Here is a 16,674-nt window from a genome sequence, read left to right on the forward strand (position 1 = left end):
TTAGCTGGGCTCGGCCCGGCTCCGCTCAGCCGGTGAGCGCGGTGCCGATCCGGTCCAGCGAGGAGAGCCGCATCAGGCCGTAGTGGTAGAACTCGACCTCCGGCACGCCGAGCTCACGGAGTGTGGCGATCTTGGCGGCGAGGTTGGCCGGGCCATCGCAGTCCGAGGCCATCGGGCGCAGGATCACCGCCATGTCGCGCGGGCGGACGCCGTGCAGGGCGAACGCGGCGACCTTCTCCCGGACGGCCTCCGGGGTCCGCGCGTAGCCGAGCGTCTCGATCTGGTCGGCGACCCCGGCGAGCGCGGGCAGGTCGATGCCGGCGAGCCAGCCCCGGCCCGGGCCGCCGCCGTCCATGAAGCTCAGCCGCATGCCGTGCCGTCGCGCCTCCTCGGCCACCTCGGCGGCGAGTGAGGTCACGGTCGCGGCGGAGGCGTCGACGTAGGCCGCCAGGGCGCCGTCGGCCAGCTCGTCGAGGGCGGCGGGCTCGGCGGCGGCCGTGTCGTCGGCCAGCCGGCGGCGCAGCTCGGCGCGGACGGTCGCCGCCACCTCGTCGGCCGGGACGCCCGCCCGGACGGCGGCGGCGCGGCAGTGGTCGCAGAAGCAGATCCCGAGCAGCGCCTCGGCGACCGGGCCCAGCTCCTCGAAGTAGCGCTCGTGGTGGTAGCCGTGGCGCAGCCCGTGGAAGTGCAGCGACTCGGCGCGGATCGCGTCCACGCCGTACCGGGCCAGCTCGGCGACCAGCGTCACCGCGTACTCGCGGACCTCCGGGGCGGCCGGGCAGAGTTCGGTGAGGTGGCGGTCGCCGAAGGCGTTGGCGGGGGCGCAGTCGGGGTGTTCGAAGCCGAGCCGGTCGTTGTGGCAGAACACCGTCCAGGCGTGCAGCTTCATCCCGCGGCGCCGCGCCTCGGCGGCGGCCTCGGCGAAGGGGTCGCGGTCGCCGATCGCGGTGGAGGGGGTGGGCCGCAGCCGCCGCCCGGCCCAGCGCGCCGGGTCGGGGCGGAAGTAGGCGGCGCCCGGCTCCAGGTAGCGGATCACCCGGCGCGGGTTGTGCGGGAAGACGTCCCGGGCCTCGTGGTAGACCGAGGCGAGGGTGACGCCGCCGACCCCGGCCCGGTCGGCGAGGTTGCCGAAGAAGGTGTCGGTGCCCTCGTCCAGCAGGTCGGTGGCGAAGGCGAGGACGGACGACTCCACGGTGCGGCTCCGGAGCAGGGGGCAGGGGGGAGAGGGCAGAAGGCAGAAGGTAGAAGGCAGGAGGCAGAGGGCAGGGCTCTCCCACGCTAGTCGCAGGTCCGGGATTGGTCTATACCTGGCCGCGGCGCGCTCGCGGGGCCCCTCGCCGTGCTCCTGGCGCGCTCCTGGCGTGCTCCTCCGGCGCTCAGAGGCCGAGGTCGTCCAGCTCCTTGTGCAGGGCGGACCGGGGGCCGGCGGCGGGCTCGGACGCCGGGGCGGCGGCCGTCTTCGGTCCGCGGTTGCGGAGCAGCCAGGCGGCGGTGAGCCCGCCGATCAGACCGCCGAGGTGGCCCAGCCAGCTGACCCCCTGGGTCACCGGCAGGACGCCGATCAGGAGGTAGGAGTACACCGCCGCGACGACGACGGCGATCACCGCGTCCAGCAGGTTGCGGTCGAGCACGCCGCGCAGCACCAGGTAGCCGAAGTAGCCGTAGACCAGGCCGCTGGCCCCGGCGGTGACCGTCTCGGGGCGCTCGCACAGCCAGACGGTGAGGCCGCCGACCACGACGATCATCAGGGTCGCCCAGAGGAACCTCTTCATGCCCCGGTAGGCGGAGAGGAAGCCGAAGGCGAACAGCGGCCAGGAGTTGGCCTCGATGTGCTCCCAACTGAAGTGCAGCAGCGGCATGGCGAACACGTCCGGCAGCTCGTCGAGCCGGCGCGGCATCAGGCCGTGTTGGTAGGTGAGGCCGTAGTCGTCCATCCAGTTCACCAACTGCACCAGCCAGATGACGGCGAGCAGGCCGACCATGGTGAGGAGGGCTCGTCGGGAGTCGGCCAGCAGGCGGGCGGGTGTCGAAGCCATGACCCGACTGTAGAGGGGGCCCGTGAACGGTGGCACCCCACTACAGTGAATCGCGTCATTCAGCCTGGTCCGGGCTGTCCTGGCTTGTCGAGAGGTGACCGTTTCATGAGCGTTCGTCCGCCGCTGCCCTACGAGTTCCTGCCGCAGGTGCCGTCCTTCGAGCTGACCAGTGATGACCTCGCCGAAGGCGGCAAGCTGGCCGAGGAGTTCGTCCACGCGGGCGGCAACCTGTCGCCGCAGCTGGCCTGGTCGGGCCTGCCGGAGGGCACCCGGTCCGTCGCCGTCACCTGCTACGACCCGGACGCCCCGACCGGCTCCGGCTGGTGGCACTGGCTCGCCCTCAACCTGCCCGGTGACACCGCCGGCCTGGCGCGCGGCGCCGGTTCGTCCGACGCGGACCTGCCCGGGGCGGCCTCGTTCCACGGCCGCAACGACTTCCCCGGCAACAAGTACGACGGCGCGGCCCCGCCGCCCGGCGCCCCGCACCGGTACGCCTTCGCCGTGCACGCGCTGGACGTGGACGCGCTGGACGTCACCCCGGAGACGCCGGCGGCCCAGATCGGCTTCCACATCACCTTCCACACGCTGGCCCGTGCGGTGATCACCGCCGAGTACGGGGTCTGAGATCCTCGGCGGATGAACGAACCGGTGGAGGTCTGGCGGCTGCCCGAGCACGATGCCGGGGCGGGCCGCCGGGCCTCCGGCTGGACGGTCGGACCGGACGGCGAACTGGTCGTGCTGCTGGTGCCCGGGGAGAAGCCGTCCGGCGCCTCCGGCCGGACGTGCCCCGACCCGCCCCCGGACGCCGAGCTGGTGACGGTGACACCGGAGGGGGAGCGGCGGACGGCGCTGCGCGGGCTCGCCGTCGACCCGGACCACCTGGCGCTGCTGCCCGGCGGCCGGCTGCTGGTGGCGAGCTACCGGGCCGACGAGGAGCCGGGCGGATGGGCGCCCAACGCGGTCGTGTTCGGGCCCGACGGCGAGCCCGCCCACGAGCTGGTGCTCGGCGACGACATCCGGACGCTGGTCGCCGACCGGGACGGCCGGATCTGGATGGCCTTCGGGGACGAGGGCATCTACGGGGACCACCCGATGGCCCACCCCGGTCTGGTCGGGGCGGACCCGGCCGGGCGGATGGTCTGGCGACCGGGGCGGGACGAACTGCCCGGCTACCCGCTGGAGGGCCTGGCCGGGGCGACCGAGGGCCGCGCGGTCTGGCTGGCCTGGTACCCGGGCAGTACGGCGAGCTACCTGACCCGGATCGACCCGGCCGGGGGGTCCGTGAGTCGGCGGTCCCCGGTCCGGCTGCCGCTCGGCTTCGCCGTCGGCGGCCGGCAGGGGATCTTCCTGACGCACGCGGGTGAGCTGGTCCGCTGCCTGCTGGTCGGCAAGGAGTGGAAGGAGACCGGGCGGCGCCGGCTCCGGCTGCCCGGAGAGCTGGACCGGGAGCGGGCCTACGGGCGGGACGGCGTGCTCCGGTTCCGTTCGGGGGACGCCTGGTACCGGGTGGCGGCGTAGCGCGGGCGGCTCAGGGTCGGACCGGACCCCCGCTGTCGGCGGCGGGGTGGACCGGACCCCCGCTGTCGGCGGCCCGGCCGGCGCGGGCGGCGAGGGCGCGCAGGTGGGCGTTCATCTCCGGGGGCTCGTGGACCTCGAACTCGCAGCCCAGCATGAGGAGCCGCATCGCCAGGTACCCCAGCGAGTCGGACCGCGAGCGGAGCCGGCAGCTCCGGTCGTCGACCGGCTCGACCGTGGTGTCGGCGGCGCGGCTGATCCAGCTCTCCACCTCGGAGGCGGGCATGTGCAGCGTCGCCACCAGGGTGTGGGTGGCCGCCGGCCGGCGGAGCTTGCTCGCCACGTACGCGGCCGCGTCCTCGGCGGGGAGTTCGCGCGGGGTGAAGCGGGCGCCGGTCGGGAAGGGCTCGCTGATCCGGTCCACCCGGAAGAGCCGCCAGTCGTCGCGGTCGAGGTCGTAGCCGACCAGGTACCAGCGCCGACCGGTCGAGACCAGGCGGTTGGGCTCGACCTGGCGCCGGGTCTCGGCGCCGTCACCCGCCCGGTAGTGGAAGCGCAGCCGCTCCCGGTTGGTGACGGCGCCCGCGAGCACGGTGAGGTCCTCGGGGTCGACGGTCGGTCCGTCGCCGGTGAGCAGCGGCACGGTGGCCGTGTTCAGCGCGCCGACCCGGTGGCGCAGGCGCCCCGGCAGCACCTGGAGCAGTTTGCCGAGCGCCCGGACGGACGCCTCCTCGATGCCGACCACGGCGTGCCCGGCGGCCGCCCGCAGGCCGACCGCGATGGCCACCGCCTCCTCGTCGTCCAGCAGCAGCGGTGGCATCGCCGTCCCGGCCACCAGCCGGTAGCCGCCGATCGCGCCCATCGTCGCCTCGACCGGGTACCCCAGGGCGCGCAGCCGGTCGATGTCGCGGCGGATCGTCCGGGAGCTGACCTGGAGGCGTTCGGCCAGTTCGCTGCCCGGCCACTCGCGCGGGGTCTGGAGGAGGGAGAGCAGGTTCAGCAGCCGCGCCGGAGTGTCCGTCATGGCACCCAGGATGCCGGACAACGAGGACAAGAGCTGACCTACATTCCCTCTACTGTCGCAGACGTGCCGAAGAGCGAGGTAGAGGAGAAGACGATGACAGCGGATTCCGGGGAGGGCTCCGGAGCGGGCTCCGGTGTGGTGTCCGACCGGCGGAGGTGGATCGCGCTGGCGATCGTGATGACGGCCTCGTTCATGGACCTGGTGGACGTCACCATCGTGAACATCGCCATCCCCAGCATCCAGGAGGACACCGGCGCCTCGTTCAGTGCCGTCCAGTGGGTGACCGGCGGCTACGCCCTGGCCTTCGCGATCGGGCTGATCACCGGCGGTCGACTGGGCGACATCTACGGCCGGAAGCGACTGTTCCTGATCGGAATCGGCGGCTTCACCGTCGCCTCGGCACTCTGCGGTCTGGCGACCGGCGCCGAGATGCTGGTCGCGACCCGGATCCTCCAGGGCGGGACGGCGGCGCTGATGGTGCCGCAGGTGCTGTCGATCATCCACGCCTCCTTCCCGGCGGAGGAGCGCGGCAAGGTGTTCGGCCTGTTCGGCGCGGTGGTCGGTCTGGGCGCCGTCTCCGGGCCGCTGATCGGCGCGCTGCTGACGGAGTGGGACCTCTTCGGGCTGGCCTGGCGGCCGATCTTCCTGATCAACCTGCCGGTGGGCATCGCCGGACTGCTGCTCGGCCGGGCGTTCATCGGCGAGTCGCGGGCGGAGAAGGCGCTCAAGCTGGACCTCGTGGGTGTGCTGCTGGCCAGCGTCGGCCTGCTGATGCTGCTCTACCCGCTCACCCACGGCCGGGAGGCCGGCTGGCCGCTCTGGGGCCACCTCTCGATGGCCGGCAGCCTGCCGGTGTTCGCCCTGTTCGTCGCGTACGAGAAGGTGAAGACGCGGCGGGACGGTTCGCCGCTGGTCGAGCTGTCGCTGTTCCGGGTGAAGAGCTTCGCGGCCGGCATCGGCGTCCAGCTGACCTTCGGCGTGGTCACCGGGATCTTCTTCCTGGTCTGGACGCTCTACATGCAGATCGGGCTGGGCTGGAGCCCGCTCAAGGCCGGGACCACGGGCATCCCCTTCTCGATCGCGGTCTCGGTGGCGGCCGGACTCTCGGTCCAGCAGCTGGTGCCGCGCTTCGGACGCAAGGTGCTCCAGGCCGGTGCGCTGGTGATGACGGTCGGCGCGCTGACCTACATCTGGGAGGCCGACCGGTACGGCACGGCGATCACGTCCTGGCAGATGGCGCTGCCGCTGGTGGTGATGGGCCTGGGGATGGGCCTGATCGTGGCGCCGATCACCGACGCGGTGCTGGCCGAGGTGCCGCGTGAGCACGCCGGTTCGGCGTCGGGCCTGATCAACACGGTGAACCAGCTCGGGACGGCGCTGGGGCTCGGGCTGGTGTCGGTGGCGTTCTTCGGGGCGATGGACGACGTGGTCGCCCCCGAGGCGGTCGGGACGGCGTTCGGCGGGGCCTTCGTCCACGCGATGTGGTGGGTCGTCGCGGTGCTGGCGGCGGTGTTCCTGCTGATGTTCGCGCTGCCGAGGCGGAAGGCGGCGGTCGCCACCGGTACCTCCTCCGCGTCCTCTGCCGACGAGCCCGAGCGGGAGCAGGAGCAGGAGCCCGTCCTCGTCTGACGGTGGGTGGAGGGCCCCGGCCGCGATGCGCGGCCGGGGCCCTCGCGCGCACACTGGGAGCATGGAGCGGCTGGCGGTGGACTCCTCGGCGCTGCGCTCGGTCGGCTACGACGCGGCGCGGCGGGTACTGGAGCTGGAGTTCACCGGCGGGAGCGTCTACCGGTACGACGCGGTCCCCGGGCGGGTGCACCGGGAGCTGATGGCGGCGGAGAGCCACGGACGGTACTTCGCCCGGAGGATCCGCGGGCGGTACGCGTACCGGCGGGTGCGCTGAGGCCCTCGCCTCCCCGGGGGGCGGGGTTCAGGCGGCGCGGCGGTAGCTGCTGCCGTCCTGGGGACGCGCCAGGTGGCCGGCCTCGACCAGGAAGCGGCGCAGGGCCGGGTAGTCGTCGTGCACCGCCCGCAGCGTCTCGTTGACCTCGCGCTCGCTGTAGGAGCGGCCCGGTTCGAAGAGGGTGCCGGCGAGGTGGGCGAGCAGCTGCTCGCGGCGGGCCGCCTTGCGGGGGATCGTGGTCAGCCGGCCGTCGCCGGAGAAGAGGGAACGCACGCCGGGGCTGTCCTGGCTGTCGGTGTCGGTCATCCGTCGAGCCTCACCCGGCGGGGCTGGGCGGGCAACCCGTTTTCGGGGCGGGCGCCGGGGCGGGCGCCACGCGCCGCTGCCCGGCACTCCTCGGGAGTGCCGGGCAGCAGGAGTGATCGGTCATCAGACCTTGGCGGTCTTGGCCTCCTTGGCGGCGCGCTTCACCTCCTGCTTGTGGGCGCGCACCTTCTCCAGCGACTCCGGGCCGGTGATGTCCGCGACCGACCGGTAGGCCCCCTCCTCGCCGTACAGGCCCGCCGCCTCGCGCCAGCCCTCGGGCCGCACGCCGTACTGCTTGCCGAGCAGCGCGAGGAAGATCTGCGACTTCTGCTTCCCGAAGCCGGGAAGGGCGTTGAGGCGGCTGAGCAGCTCCCGGCCGGTCGCGACGTCGCGCCAGAGCGCCGCCGCGTCGCCGTCGTACTGCGCCACCACGAACTGGCAGAGCTGCTGCACCCGCTTGGCCATCGCGGCCGGGTAGCGGTGCACGGCCGGCTTCTCGGAGAGCAGGGCGACGAACGCCTCGGGGTTGTGGACGGCGATCTCGTGCGCGTCCAGGTCGTCCCGGCCCAGACGCTGCGCGATGGTGAGCGGGCCGGTGAACGCCCACTCCATGGGCACCTGCTGGTCGAGAAGCATCCCGACGAGCGCGGCGAGCGCGCTGCGCCCGAGCAGGTCGTCGGCCTCGGGCTGCTGCGCGAGCCGGACGGTGACGTTCATGGGCAGGCCCTCCTCGGATCGTGGAGACTCGGATCGTCGCCCAGTCTGGTGGACGGGGGATGAGGGGAGCGGGTCAACACGCCCGCCGGACCGGATTGCTTGAGTTGGCCGCCCTTGGCCCGCCTGGGTAGTTCGTTGGCGTATCGTTGCGCGGTCGGAATGGCCCGGGTAATCCGTCCGGATCGGTGACCCGCCGCCAACATCCTTTTCCGCACGACGGATCGCCCCCGAGGGTGGATGCCGGGTTGTTCCGTCCGCACAGGTGAACGAGAAGCGTGCGTTCCATCGGGCGGGTGTTCGGGGGAAGTGGGTTATCTCATACGACTGTTGCGGTTGTCCGGTGGAGATCGTCGGCGAGGGGTAATGCTGAGCCGACCGGGTCGTGGGGCAGCGGACCGACCGGCTCCGCTCCGCCGGGCCGGTCGGCCTCCTCGACGCGTCCAGAAAGGCTCGCCCGGTGACTCAGCCGTTCGAACTGCCCTCCTTCTACGTGCCGCACCCGGCGCGCCTGAACCCCCATCTCGAAGGCGCCCGGGCCCACTCCACCGCGTGGGCCCGGGAGATGGGGATGCTGGAGGGGTCGGGCATCTGGGACCAGGCCGATCTGGAGGCGCACGACTACGGCCTGCTCTGCGCGTACACCCACCCGGACGCCTCCGCCGAGGCGTTGTCGCTGGTCACCGACTGGTACGTGTGGGTCTTCTTCTTCGACGACCACTTCCTGGAGATCTTCAAGCGCAGCAACGACCGCGCGGGCGGCAAGGCCTATCTGGACCGGCTGCCGCTGTTCATGCCGGCCGACCCGTCGACCCCGGTGCCCGAGCCCACCAACCCGGTCGAGGCAGGCCTGGCCGATCTGTGGCGGCGCACGGTGCCCTCGATGGGGGAGGACTGGCGGATCCGGTTCGCCGAGAGCACCCGGAACCTGCTCAACGAGTCGCTCTGGGAACTCGCCAACATCAACGCCGGCCGGATCGCCAACCCGGTCGAGTACATCGAGATGCGCCGCAAGGTCGGCGGCGCGCCCTGGTCGGCCGGTCTGATCGAGTACGCCGCCAACGCCGAAGTGCCGAAGGAGGTTTCGGGTTCGCGACCGCTTCGGGTGCTGATGGACGCCTTCTCGGACGGCGTCCACCTGCGCAACGACATCTTCTCCTACCAGCGGGAGGTCGAGGACGAGGGCGAGCTGAGCAACGGCATCCTCGTGCTGGAGACCTTCCTGGGCTGCACGACGCAGGAGGCCGCGGACGCCGTCAACGACCTGCTCACCTCGCGGCTCCAGCAGTTCGAGAACACCGTGTTCACCGAGCTGCCCTGGCTGTTCACCGAGACCGGGCTGGACCCGGCGGGCGTCGCGCGGGTGATGGCGTACGTCAAGGGCCTGCAGGACTGGCAGTCGGGCGGCCACGAGTGGCACATGCGGTCCAGCCGGTACATGAACGGCGGCGGCGCGTCCGCCGCGCCGGCCCGTTGGTGGGACCAGTACGCGATCGGCGGGATCGGGACGTCGGCGCTGGACGTGCTGCGGGCCGGGTCGGGGCGCGGACTTCCCGGCGGCTTGGGTGAGTTGGGCTCGCTGAGTGGGGTGAACACGCTGAACGGGACGCCCGGCTGGCCCGGTGGCGTCGACCCGGCGGTGCGGCGGGCGCGCTCGCACGGCCATGTGCCGTTCCAGCGGGTCGGGGCCTCCAGGCTGCCGGAGTTCAGGCTCCCGTACACCGTCGAACTCAGCCCGCACCTGGACGCCTCCCGGCTCAACACCGTGGCGTGGGCCGCCCGGATGGGCATGCTGGAGGCGCAGCCGGGCGTACCGGGCTCGGGCATCTGGACGGCCGAGAAGCTCGCCGACTACGACTTCCCGCTCTGCTCGGCCGGCATCCACCCGGACGCCACCCCCGAGCAACTCGACCTCACCTCGGCGTGGTTGACGTGGGGGACCTACGGCGACGACTACTACCCGGTGGTCTACGGGCGGACCCGCGACCTGGTCGGCGCCAAGCTGCTCACCGAGCGCTTCTCGACGTTCATGCCCGTCGACGACAGCCCGGCGCCGGTGCCGGTCAACGCCCTGGAGCGGGGCCTGGCCGACCTCTGGGAGCGGACCAGCGCCCCGATGACGCCGGACGCCCGGCGGAAGTTCCGCGCCGCGATCGAGGACATGACCCTGAGCTGGGTCTGGGAGCTCAACAACCAGGCGCAGCACCGGATCCCTGACCCGGTGGACTACATCGAGATGCGCCGGAAGACCTTCGGCTCCGACCTCACCATGAGCCTGTGCCGGCTGGCGCACGGCCAGGCCGTCCCGCCGGAGATCTACGAGAGCGGGCCGATGCGCTCGCTGGAGAGCGCGGCCGCCGACTACGCGTGCATGATGAACGACCTCTTCTCGTACCAGAAGGAGGTCGAGTACGAGGGCGAGGTGCACAACGCCGTCCTGGTGGTGCAGAACTTCTTCAACTGCGACTACCCCTCGGCCGTCGGCATCGTCGACGACCTGATGCACTCGCGGTTGCGGCAGTTCGAGCACGTGGCGCAGAACGAGTTCCCGGTGCTGTACGACGACTTCGGGCTGGAGCCGGAGGCCCGGGAGCTGCTGGACGGGTACGTCAAGGAGCTGGAGAACTGGCTCGCGGGTATCCACGTCTGGCACCGGGACTGCCACCGGTACGGCGAGGCGGACCTTCGGCGGCACTTCGGGCGCGGGTCGGGGGCGGACGGCAGGGCGGCCGAGCTCCCGGCCGGGCCGGCGGCCGATGAGGTGCCGAAGGCGGACGGGGTGCCGGCGGCGGAGGTGCCGGCCGACGGCGTGGGTGTCCCGGCCACGGCCGTGCCGGAGGGCGTCCCGGTCGGTGCCGGGGGTGCGCTCCCGTTCGGCGCGCCCGGACTGGGGACGGCGGCGTCGCGGTTCGCCTTCGCGGCGGCCCTTCCGGTGACCCTCCCGGCGGGTGCGGCCGACGTGTAGCGGTGACCGGTTCTCGCGACGGCCCGCCGGGGTGCTCCGGCGGGCCGTCGCCGTGTCCGGCCGGGAATGCCGGGAAGGGCAGGGGCCGGGGAGGGCGGGTGCGGAGGGCACGGGCGGCGCGGTGCGGGCGGCGCGGTGCGGGTACTCGGGGCGCGGTCCGACGGGGGACTGGCTACTGTGACGAATCGGGGCATACCGTTACATGGAGGGCAGGATCATGACCGTGCTACCTGAGGGCACACCCTGTTGGGCCGACGCCATGTTCAAGGATCTGGACGGCGCCAAGGCCTTCTACGGGGCGGTGCTGGGCTGGACCTTCGGCGAGAGCGCGTCGGAGTTCGGCAACTACACGACGGCGTACTCGGACGGCAAGGCGGTGGCCGCCGTCGTCCCGCCGATGCCCGGGGACGACGTGCCGTCGGCCTGGTGCCTGTACCTCGCCTCGCCGGACACCGCCGCGACCGTCGAGAAGATCCGCGCCGCGGGCGGCGAGGTGCTGATGGGGCCGATGCAGGTCGGCGACTTCGGTTCGATGGCGATCGCCAAGGACCCGGGCGGCGTCACCTTCGGCGTCTGGCAGGCCGGCAGCCACGAGGGCTTCGAGAAGCAGAACGAGCCGGGTTCGTACACCTGGGCCGAGGTGCTCACGCGTGAGCCGGGCAAGGCCGACGCCTTCTTCCCCGCGGTCTTCCCCTACAGCACCAAGCGGATGGACACCGACCAGGTCGACTACAAGATCTTCCAGGTCGCCGACCGGCCCGCGCTCGGCCGGATGAAGGTCGGACCGGACGACATGCCGCCCGAGGCGCCCTCGTACGTGAGCGTCTACTTCTCGGTGGACGACTGCGACGCCGCCATCGCCAAGGTGACCGAGCACGGCGGACAGCTGTTCTTCGGGCCGATGGACAGCCCGTTCGGCCGGTTCGCCGCCGTCGGTGACCCGCAGGGCGCGGCCTTCGGCGTCATCGACCTGGGCACGACCTCCGGGCCCATGCCGACCATGGCGGACGCCTGATGGCTGCCGGCGCACCGGCGGGCGGCGAGCGTGCCGACCTGCTCCAGACGCTGGACAAGCACCGCGGCTTCCTCCGCTACACCGTGCGTGACCTCGACGACGAGCAGGCCGCCCGGCGTACCACGGCGAGCGAGCTGTGCCTGGGCGGTCTGATCAAGCACGTCATGGGCGTCGAGGAACGCTGGTCGCGGTTCGCGGTCGGCGGTGCGGAGGCGATGGAACGGGGCTCGATCGACTGGGAGGGCCAGTTCCGGATGACGGACGGCGAGACGCTGGCGGGCCTGCTCGCCGCGTACGAGCGGGTGGCGCGCCAGACGGACGAGCTGGTCTCGACGCTGCCCGATCTGGACCTCGTCCACCCGCTGCCGGAGGCGCCGTGGTTCGAGCCGGGCGCCGGCTGGTCGGTGCGCCGGGTGCTGCTGCACATCATCGCGGAGACCGCGCAGCACGCCGGGCACGCGGACATCATCCGGGAGTCGCTGGACGGGGCGAAGACGATGGGGTGAGGGCCTCGGCCCTGAGGGCCGCGCCGGAAGCGGGGGCTGCGAGGGCGGCGGGCGCTCATGCGGCTTCGGGGCGTCGGACGTCCGGGGTGAAGGCGCCCGGCGCGATGGTGCCCGGGATGGAGGCGCCCGGCGCGGTGGTGCCCGGCGCGGTGGTGCCCGGCGCGGTGGTGCCCAGGGCGGTGGTGCCCAGGGCGGTGGTGCCCAGGGCGGTGGTGCCCAGGGCGGTGGTGCCCAGCGCGGTGGTGCCCAGCCCGGCGCGGAGCCATTCGTGGGCGGAGCCGGCCGTGACGGCGGGCGGGCCGCCGACCGGGGTGGCGAGCTCCGCGGCGAGCTGCCAGTAGCGGAGGATCACCGGGTCGGCGGTCTGGTCGAGGACGTACCCGAGCCGGCGGCGGAACTCCGGGGTGTCGCGCAGCCCGCGCGAGTCGGCGTGCGCGGCGACGAAGCAGTCCAGCGCCTCGCCGGGCCGCCCCGCCCCGTCCGCCATCTCCGCCGCCGCCAGCTCGTACGCCGTGCCGAGGCCCTGGTAGAGCACCGCCGGCCGGTAGTCCTCGTCGGGCTCGCGGAGGTCGGGCCGGCAGACGTCGATGCTGAGCCGGCCGGGGGCGGTGAGCGCGTGCAGCCGGGCGAAGGTCAGCACCTGGGCCGGGGTCGGATCGTCGGGGAGCTGCGGGACGGCCGCGTCGACGACCGCCGTGAGCAGCGGGGCGGGCAGCCGCGGGGGCAGCACCCGGCGCCAGAAGCGGGCCAGCACGGTGGTGTCGGGCGGACTGGTCACCGCGCCGATCAGACGCAGCCGGTCGGCGCGCTCGGCGGGGGTGCAGTCCTGGAGCAGCTGGAGGGCGGCCTCGCGCCAGCGCAGGGCGGCCAGCTGGGACCCGAGCTCGCGCAACTGCCGGGCGACGGCGCCCTCCAGTGCCGACTCGTCCTCCAGGGCCCGGCCGACCTCCGGGACGGGCAGGTCGAGCGCGCGCAGGGAGCGGATCAGCCGGAGCCGGTCGAGCGCCTCCGGGCCGTACCGGCGGTGGCCGCCGGAGCTGCGGCCGGCTTCGGGCAGCAGGCCGCGGTCCGAGTAGTACCGGACGGTCTTGACCGTGACGCTCGCCTGCTCCGCGAGTTCGCCGATGCTCCACATGACGTCTGACGACAGCAAGGCTTGAACCTCCCTCAGGGGGAGTTCCTACCGTACCGGTGTGCGCGGGCGGCCGGCGGGCCGCCTGCGGGGACGATCCGCGCAAGGAGACGATCATGACGGCGTTCGTGCTGGTGTCGGGGCCCTTCACCGGTGGAGAGGTGTGGCGGGAGGTGGCCGCCAGGCTGGAGGAGTCCGGGGCCGAGGTGTACCCGGCGACGCTCACCGGGCTGGGGGAGCGCCGCGAGGCGGGCGGTCCGGACACCGGGCTGGAGACGCACATCGAGGACGTGGTGCGGCTGATCGACGGGGTGGAGGCGACGGAGCTGGTGATCGTCGGCCACGACTACGGCATCCACCCCGTGCTGGGCGCGGCCGACCGGCGCCCGGAGCGGATCGCCCGGATCGTCTACCTGGACGCCGGCCTGCCCCAGGACGGTGACGCCGCCGTTCAGCTGGTCCCGGACGAGGAGGTCCGCCGGCGGCTGCTCGACCCGGCGGACCGGGACGGCGGGACCGGGTGGATCGACCCGCCGGCCGCCGACGGGTGGCAGCGCTGGGGCAGCACCGCCGGGCTCTCGGAGGAGGCGCTGGCCCGGCTGACCGGTCTCGCCTCGCCGCAGCCGAGCGCCACCTTCACCCAGCCGCTCAGGCTCTCGGGGGCCCTCGCCGCCGTGCCGACCTCCGGCATCTTCTGCACGGAGAGCGGGATGAGCATCGCCAAGCTGGAGGGCCTGATGACGCTGGGCATGCCGCAGTTCAAGGCCCTCGCCGACCCCCGGGTGAGCTTCTTCGACCTGGACACCGGCCACTGGCCGATGCTCTCCCGTCCGGACGAGCTGGCCGAGCTCCTGCTCGGCGCCGCGGCCGGCGAGGGGCACCGGCTGGCGGCGGCGCCCGCCCAGGAACTGCCTGGCTACCTGCGCCCGTTCGTGCTGGACGTGCCCGAGCAGACCCGCGAGCGGATCGGCCGGGTCGACCTCTACCTGCCGGCGGACCCGGACGGCGCCGGTGCGGCCGGCGCCAACCCGGCCGGTGCGACCGACACGGCTGCCGCACCGCGTCCGGCGGTGCTGTTCGTCCACGGCGGCCCCGTCCCCGAGACCGTGCGGCCCACCCCACGGGACTGGACGACCTACGTCGGCTACGGCCGGTACGCGGCGAGCCAGGGCGTGATCGGCGCGACCCTGGACCACCGCCTGCACTCGCTCGCCGACTACCCGCTCGCCGCGGCGGACGTCGCCGAGGCCGTCGAACTGCTCCGCGCCGACCCGCGCGTCGACGGCGACCGCATCGCCCTCTGGTTCTTCTCCGGCGGCGGCCCGCTCTCGGCGGACTGGCTCTCCGCGCCCCCGTCCTGGCTGCGCTGCCTCGCCGTGACCTACCCGATCCTCGCGCCGCTGCCCGGCTGGCAGGGCGTGGACAGCCGGTTCCGCCCGGTGGACGCGCTGGCCGGGGCCGGGCGGCTGCCCGTCGTCCTGACCCGGGTGGGTCTGGAGGTCACGGAGATCGCCGCGACGGTCGAGGAGTTCGTGGCCGCCGCCGAGGCACGGGACACGGACCTCCAGGTGATCGACGTCCCGCACGGCCACCACGGGTTCGACACCGTCGACCCGACGGACGAGTCGCGCGCGGCCGTCGAGCAGGCCGTCCACTCCGTCCTCGGGCACCTCTGAGCCAGGTGCCGCCCGTTCCGCCCGGTCACCGGACCGGGTGCGGCCGAGGGGCCGGCCCCGACGGGGGTGGGGCCGGGCCCTCGGGTCGACGCCAGGTCGCCACGGCGGGCGGTCAGTGCGCCGCCCGCTCGTCGGTACCGGGGACCTTGGCGGTGCTGAGCGCGATCCGGTTCCAGGTGTTGATGGTGAGGACCAGGGCCAGCAGCCGGGCCAGCTCCTCCTCGGTGAACTGCGCGGCGGCCCGGGCGTAGACGTCGTCGGGCAGGCCGGCCTGGCCGATCAGCGTGACGGCCTCGGTCAGCGCGAGGGCGGCCTGCTCCTGCGCGGTGAAGAAGTGCGCGGCGTCCCGCCAGACGGCGACCAGGTGCAGCCGCTCCTCGGTCTCGCCGGCCTTGCGGGCGTCCGAGGTGTGCAGGTGCAGGCAGTACGCGCAGCCGTTGAGCTGCGAGGCGCGGATCTGGACCAGCTCGACGAGCGCCGGGTCGAGGCCCTCGCGGGCGGCGGCGTCGAAGCCGATCAGGGCCTTGAAGGCGGCCGGGGCGGCCTTGGCGAAGTTGATCCGGGGAGCCCGGGCGGCGGGGGTGCCGGGGGTGCCGGGGGTGTCGGGGGTGTCGGGGGCGGCGGCGGGCGTGGTGGTCGGCGCGGCTGCGGCGGCGTTCGTCATGACCATGAATCTAGCGATTCGGAAGACCGGTGGAGCAGTGCATTCCAGGGGCATGATGGTGGGTCAATTGCCTTGGTTTCACCGGTCGCGGGCTGGTCCGGGCGCCGTGGAGCGGAGCGCCCGCCGCGCGAGACGCTGGGACATCTTCCGAAGACTGAAGGATATTCATCGGCTCGTCGGACCTTCCTAGGGTTGGGGACAACGAGAACCGGTCCGCACGAGGGCCGGGCGAGCCAGGAAGGCAGTCCTCCCATGCGCGCAGTCACCCAGCAGTCCTTCGGCGGCCCCGAGGTCCTGGAGACCGTCGAGATCGACCGCCCCACCCCGCTCGGCGGCGAGGTCCTCGTCCGGGTCCACGCGAGCGGGGTCAACCCGGTCGACGTGGCCGTCCGGTCGGGGGCCTACCCGCTGCTGGGCGAGCCGCCGTTCGGTGTCGGCTGGGACATCTCGGGCGTCGTCGAGGAGGCCGGCCCGGGCGCCCGGTTCAAGGCGGGCGACGAGGTGTACGGCATGCCGTTCTTCCCCCGCGCCGCCACCGGGTACGCCGAGTACATCGCCGTCCCCTCGCGTCAGGTGGCCCGCAAGCCCGCCACGATCGACCACGTGCACGCCGCCGCCCTCCCGCTCGCCGCCCTGACCGCCTGGCAGGGCCTGGTGGACGCGGCCGGGGTGACCGAAGGTCAGCGGGTGCTGATCCACCGCGCGGCCGGTGGCGTCGGCCACTTCGCCGTGCAGATCGCCAAGGCCCGGGGAGCCCATGTGATCGCCCTGGCGAGCGAGGCCAAGCACGCGTTCGTTCGCGGCCTGGGCGCCGACGAGGTGATCGACTACCGGACCACCGACTACACCGAGGCGGTCCGCGACGTCGACGTCGTCTTCGACTCCTCCTCCGAGGGCGACCGCGCCCTGGCCGTCCTGCGCCCCGGCGGCACCCTGGTCAGCATCATGGAGCACTGGAACCAGGAGCTCGCCGCCCGGATCGAGGCTGCCGGCCGGAACTTCGCGGGCATCTCGGTCGAGCCCGACTACGCCTCGCTGGAGGCCATCGCCGCACTCGTCGACGCGGGCCGCGTCCGCCCGCACGTCAGCGAGACCTTTCCGCTCGACGAGGCCGCCAAGGCTCACGAGCTGGTCGGGTCCGGCCGGGTGCAGGGCAAGGTCGTCCTCACCGTCGCCTGAGCGCGGTCCTACAGTGGAGGGCCGGACGTGCCGGATATT

General features: G+C 73.4%; 16 protein-coding genes. 9 read left to right on the plus strand and 7 right to left on the minus strand.

Annotation, left to right across the window (positions count from 1 at the left end; genetic code table 11):
• Nucleotides 1-25: 25 nt before the first annotated feature.
• Together ABZ497_RS09005 and ABZ497_RS09010 are read right to left on the minus strand one after the other, a co-directional pair.
• A complete protein-coding gene (locus ABZ497_RS09005; protein WP_359804083.1) occupies nt 26-1,192 on the minus strand; it encodes a hypothetical protein in 1,167 nt (388 codons plus the stop codon).
• Between the two features lie 184 nt (nt 1,193-1,376).
• Complete coding sequence (locus ABZ497_RS09010; protein ID WP_359804084.1) at nt 1,377-2,036, minus strand: rhomboid family intramembrane serine protease; 660 nt, start codon at nt 2,034-2,036, stop codon at nt 1,377-1,379.
• A 105-nt stretch (nt 2,037-2,141) separates the two neighbouring features.
• On the opposite strand from ABZ497_RS09010, the gene ABZ497_RS09015 reads away from it, so the two are divergent.
• Together ABZ497_RS09015 and ABZ497_RS09020 are read left to right on the plus strand one after the other, a co-directional pair.
• Entirely contained in the window at nt 2,142-2,660 is a 519-nt protein-coding gene (locus ABZ497_RS09015; protein ID WP_329488635.1) for a YbhB/YbcL family Raf kinase inhibitor-like protein, read from the plus strand.
• 12 nt (nt 2,661-2,672) lie between these two features.
• Nucleotides 2,673-3,554: a hypothetical protein gene (locus tag ABZ497_RS09020; RefSeq protein ID WP_359804085.1), complete on the plus strand. Its 882-nt coding sequence runs from the start codon at nt 2,673-2,675 to the stop codon at nt 3,552-3,554.
• Between the two features lie 10 nt (nt 3,555-3,564).
• Here ABZ497_RS09020 and ABZ497_RS09025 read toward each other — a convergent pair whose 3' ends face one another.
• Entirely contained in the window at nt 3,565-4,575 is a 1,011-nt protein-coding gene (locus tag ABZ497_RS09025) for a YafY family protein (protein ID WP_359804086.1), read from the minus strand.
• Nucleotides 4,576-4,668: 93 nt separating this feature from the next.
• Between ABZ497_RS09025 and ABZ497_RS09030 the strand changes: the two genes are divergently transcribed.
• The gene (locus ABZ497_RS09030; RefSeq protein ID WP_359804087.1) at nt 4,669-6,204 is read left to right on the plus strand and encodes an MFS transporter; all 1,536 of its coding nucleotides are present in this window, start codon (nt 4,669-4,671) and stop codon (nt 6,202-6,204) included.
• Between the two features lie 61 nt (nt 6,205-6,265).
• Nucleotides 6,266-6,478, plus strand: a complete 213-nt coding sequence (locus tag ABZ497_RS09035; protein ID WP_329488631.1) for a KTSC domain-containing protein — start codon at nt 6,266-6,268, stop codon at nt 6,476-6,478.
• 27 nt (nt 6,479-6,505) lie between these two features.
• Here the strand turns inward: ABZ497_RS09035 and ABZ497_RS09040 are convergent, their stop codons facing one another.
• Both ABZ497_RS09040 and ABZ497_RS09045 read right to left on the minus strand, forming a co-directional pair.
• Nucleotides 6,506-6,784 (minus strand): DUF2087 domain-containing protein, encoded by a 279-nt coding sequence (locus ABZ497_RS09040; RefSeq protein ID WP_359804088.1) that lies wholly within the window; start codon nt 6,782-6,784, stop codon nt 6,506-6,508.
• A gap of 123 nt (nt 6,785-6,907) precedes the next feature.
• Nucleotides 6,908-7,501 (minus strand): HhH-GPD-type base excision DNA repair protein, encoded by a 594-nt coding sequence (locus tag ABZ497_RS09045; RefSeq protein ID WP_329488629.1) that lies wholly within the window; start codon nt 7,499-7,501, stop codon nt 6,908-6,910.
• A 457-nt stretch (nt 7,502-7,958) separates the two neighbouring features.
• Here ABZ497_RS09045 and ABZ497_RS09050 point away from each other — a divergent pair, with 457 nt between their 5' ends.
• From ABZ497_RS09050 to ABZ497_RS09060, 3 genes are all read left to right on the plus strand, one after another.
• Nucleotides 7,959-10,463 carry a terpene synthase family protein gene (locus ABZ497_RS09050; protein WP_359804089.1) on the plus strand — a complete coding sequence of 835 codons (2,505 nt, stop codon included), beginning with the start codon at nt 7,959-7,961 and terminating at the stop codon, nt 10,461-10,463.
• A gap of 217 nt (nt 10,464-10,680) precedes the next feature.
• On the plus strand, nt 10,681-11,478 hold the full coding sequence (locus ABZ497_RS09055; RefSeq protein ID WP_359804090.1) for a VOC family protein: 798 nt from the start codon (nt 10,681-10,683) through the stop codon (nt 11,476-11,478).
• Entirely contained in the window at nt 11,478-11,984 is a 507-nt protein-coding gene (locus ABZ497_RS09060; RefSeq protein WP_359804091.1) for a DinB family protein, read from the plus strand. Before ABZ497_RS09055 ends, ABZ497_RS09060 begins: the two co-directional genes overlap by 1 nt.
• Nucleotides 11,985-12,039: 55 nt before the next feature.
• Here ABZ497_RS09060 and ABZ497_RS09065 read toward each other — a convergent pair whose 3' ends face one another.
• Nucleotides 12,040-13,119, minus strand: coding sequence for a MerR family transcriptional regulator (locus tag ABZ497_RS09065; RefSeq protein ID WP_359804180.1), 1,080 nt, complete (start codon nt 13,117-13,119; stop codon nt 12,040-12,042).
• A 113-nt stretch (nt 13,120-13,232) separates the two neighbouring features.
• Between ABZ497_RS09065 and ABZ497_RS09070 the strand changes: the two genes are divergently transcribed.
• Nucleotides 13,233-14,792, plus strand: coding sequence for an alpha/beta hydrolase (locus tag ABZ497_RS09070; RefSeq protein ID WP_359804092.1), 1,560 nt, complete (start codon nt 13,233-13,235; stop codon nt 14,790-14,792).
• Between the two features lie 112 nt (nt 14,793-14,904).
• Here ABZ497_RS09070 and ABZ497_RS09075 read toward each other — a convergent pair whose 3' ends face one another.
• Complete coding sequence (locus ABZ497_RS09075) at nt 14,905-15,456, minus strand: carboxymuconolactone decarboxylase family protein (protein WP_359804093.1); 552 nt, start codon at nt 15,454-15,456, stop codon at nt 14,905-14,907.
• Nucleotides 15,457-15,708: 252 nt separating this feature from the next.
• On the opposite strand from ABZ497_RS09075, the gene ABZ497_RS09080 reads away from it, so the two are divergent.
• Entirely contained in the window at nt 15,709-16,635 is a 927-nt protein-coding gene (locus ABZ497_RS09080; protein ID WP_359804094.1) for an NADP-dependent oxidoreductase, read from the plus strand.
• The last annotated feature ends 39 nt before the right edge of the window (nt 16,636-16,674 follow it).

Origin of the sequence: Kitasatospora sp. NPDC005751 (assembly GCF_040630835.1) — a bacterium.
Lineage (GTDB): Bacteria > Actinomycetota > Actinomycetes > Streptomycetales > Streptomycetaceae > Kitasatospora.